Here is a 2,471-nt window from a genome sequence, read left to right as displayed (position 1 = left end):
ATCGGTGTTCCTAAAGAGATTAAGAACAATGAAAATCGAGTCGGTATGACACCTGCAGGGGTCACCGCCTTCAAAAACCAAGGTCATGAGGTTTGGATCGAAACAGGGGCTGGGTTAGGCAGTGGATTTACCGATGAAGATTATGCCGCTGCAGGCGCCTTTATCGTCCCTTCTGCCGAGAAAGCTTGGTCGGCCGAGATGGTGATTAAAGTCAAAGAACCCCTTCCGGGGGAATATGGATTTTTCCGTGAAGGGTTAATTTTGTATACGTACCTCCACTTGGCTCCGGAGCCGGAATTGACCCAGGCGCTTGTCGATCGAAAAGTAACCGCCATTGCCTATGAAACTATTCAATTAGCCAACGGCTCCCTTCCCCTCCTCATGCCGATGAGTGAAGTAGCCGGTCGGATGTCTATTCAGATCGGGGCTCAGTTCCTGGAAAAATCCAAAGGCGGAAAAGGGGTCCTGCTGGGTGGCGTACCTGGGGTGGCTCCGGCTGAAGTGGTCATTGTCGGCGGTGGCATCGTCGGCACCAATGCAGCCAAAATGGCACTTGGTCTCGGAGCGAGCGTAACCCTTTTAGATGTCAATCCGGATCGTCTTCGTCAGTTGGATGATCAATTCCAAGGCCGTTTAAAAACCTTGATGTCCAACAGCTACAACATCGCGCAATCCGTGAAGAAAGCCGATTTGCTCGTCGGTGCCGTCCTCATTCCAGGAGCTCGTGCCCCTCGACTCGTCACCGAAGATATGGTCAAAACCATGCAAGCCGGATCCGTCATCGTGGATGTAGCCATTGATCAAGGTGGTTCCATTGAAACCATTGACCGGATTACGACCCACAGTGAACCGACCTATGAGAAACACGGAGTGGTCCACTATGCGGTAGCCAACATGCCGGGAGCGGTAGCCCGTACGTCCACGATTGCCCTGACGAATGTTACGATCCCTTACGGGGTTCAGATTGCCACAAAGGGATATAAGCAAGCGGCCTTGGACAATCCGGCCTTAGCCAAAGGCTTTAACGTCACGAATGGAAAAGTAACCTATAAAGCGGTCGCCCAGGCACACGGCTATGAGTTCCATTCCCTAGACTCAGTCTTATCGGCTACCCCTGTTACCGTGTAGTTCATAAAGCATCTTGTTTCCATACGAAATGCCCTATACCCATTTGAAGGAGGTCAAACCATGAAAGTTGACGTTGAAACGAAAGACCTGGTCCAAAAAGATCAAGCTCATTTATGGCATGCCATGTCCAAATACAATGAAAAAGTCAACCCACTGATCGCTACCAAAGGGGAAGGATCTTGGTTTACCGATACCGAGGGAAATCGTTATTTGGACGGGGTTTCCGGCTTATGGTGCTTAAATCTCGGTCACGGCCGGAGAGAAATCGCGGACGCGGCCTATGAGCAAATGGTTAATCTATCTTATTTTCCCTTGACCTTAAGTCATATCCCAGCCATTGAATTGTCCGCAAAAATCAGCGAACTTCTTCAAGGTTCTTACACCACGTTTTTTTCCAACAGCGGCTCGGAAGCGAACGAAACGGCGTTCAAGATTGCCCGTCAATACCATGCCCAAAACGGGAACCCTGGCAAGTTTAAATTTATCTCCCGTTACCGAGCCTATCACGGGTCAACCATGGGGGCGATGAGTGCCACTGCCCAAGCCAACCGAAGAGTGAAATATGACCCTTCTGCTCCTGGATTCCTGCATGTTCCACCGCCTTACAGCTACCGTTCCTCTTTTGGCGAGCAGGGGAACTGCGATCAGTTGGCGGCAGACCTGATGGATCAAATCATTCAATGGGAAGGCCCGGATACGGTAGCCGCTGTTATTATGGAACCGTTCATTTCCGGTGGTGGCGTCATTATCCCCTCCCCTCAATACTTACAGCGGGTCGCGGAGATTTGTAAGAAACACGATGTCCTTTTAATCATCGATGAAGTCGTTTCCGGTTTTGGCCGTACCGGCAAGATGTTCGGATTCATGCACTCCGAAGGCGTTCAGCCGGACATCATTACCATGGCCAAAGGATTAACAAGCGGGTATCTGCCCCTTGGAGCAACCGCGGTGAGCTCCAAAATTTACGAAAAGTTTAAGGAAAATGGTAAGCTCAACCACCTAAGACATATCTCTACCTATGGTGGGCATCCAGCTTCGTGTGCGGTTGCGCTGAAGAATATTGAAATCATTGAACGGGAAGAAATCGTGGATCGCGTGGCCCAATTAGGGGAATCGATTCTCGGTGAATTCCATAACTTGATCGCCTTGGATAAAGTCGGGGAAGTCCGTGGAAAAGGATTCCTCTACGGCATCGAATTAGTCGAGGATAAACAATCCAAAACACCGGTATCTGAAGAATTCATGGGCAGCGTGATTGCCGGATGCAAAAAGAAAGGGTTGATCATTGGTCGCAATGGGGATACCGTTCCGGGTTTCAACAATGTATTAATCATTGCTCCTCC

Annotated in this window: 2 protein-coding genes; both read left to right on the top strand. The window is 49.9% G+C overall.

The genetic code is table 11. The annotated features are described in order from the left end of the window. A partial coding sequence (gene ald, locus ABLT31_RS38275) for an alanine dehydrogenase (protein WP_367760958.1) occupies nt 1–1,128 on the top strand: 1,128 nt, incomplete at its 5' end. Between the two features lie 60 nt (nt 1,129–1,188). After that, nucleotides 1,189–2,471: aminotransferase (locus ABLT31_RS38270; RefSeq protein WP_367760957.1), on the top strand; the 1,283-nt coding region annotated here is incomplete at its 3' end.

Source organism: Ammoniphilus soli (assembly GCF_040813775.1).
Note: the sequence above shows the minus strand (reverse complement) of the source record. Positions and strands in the feature narration are given on the sequence as shown.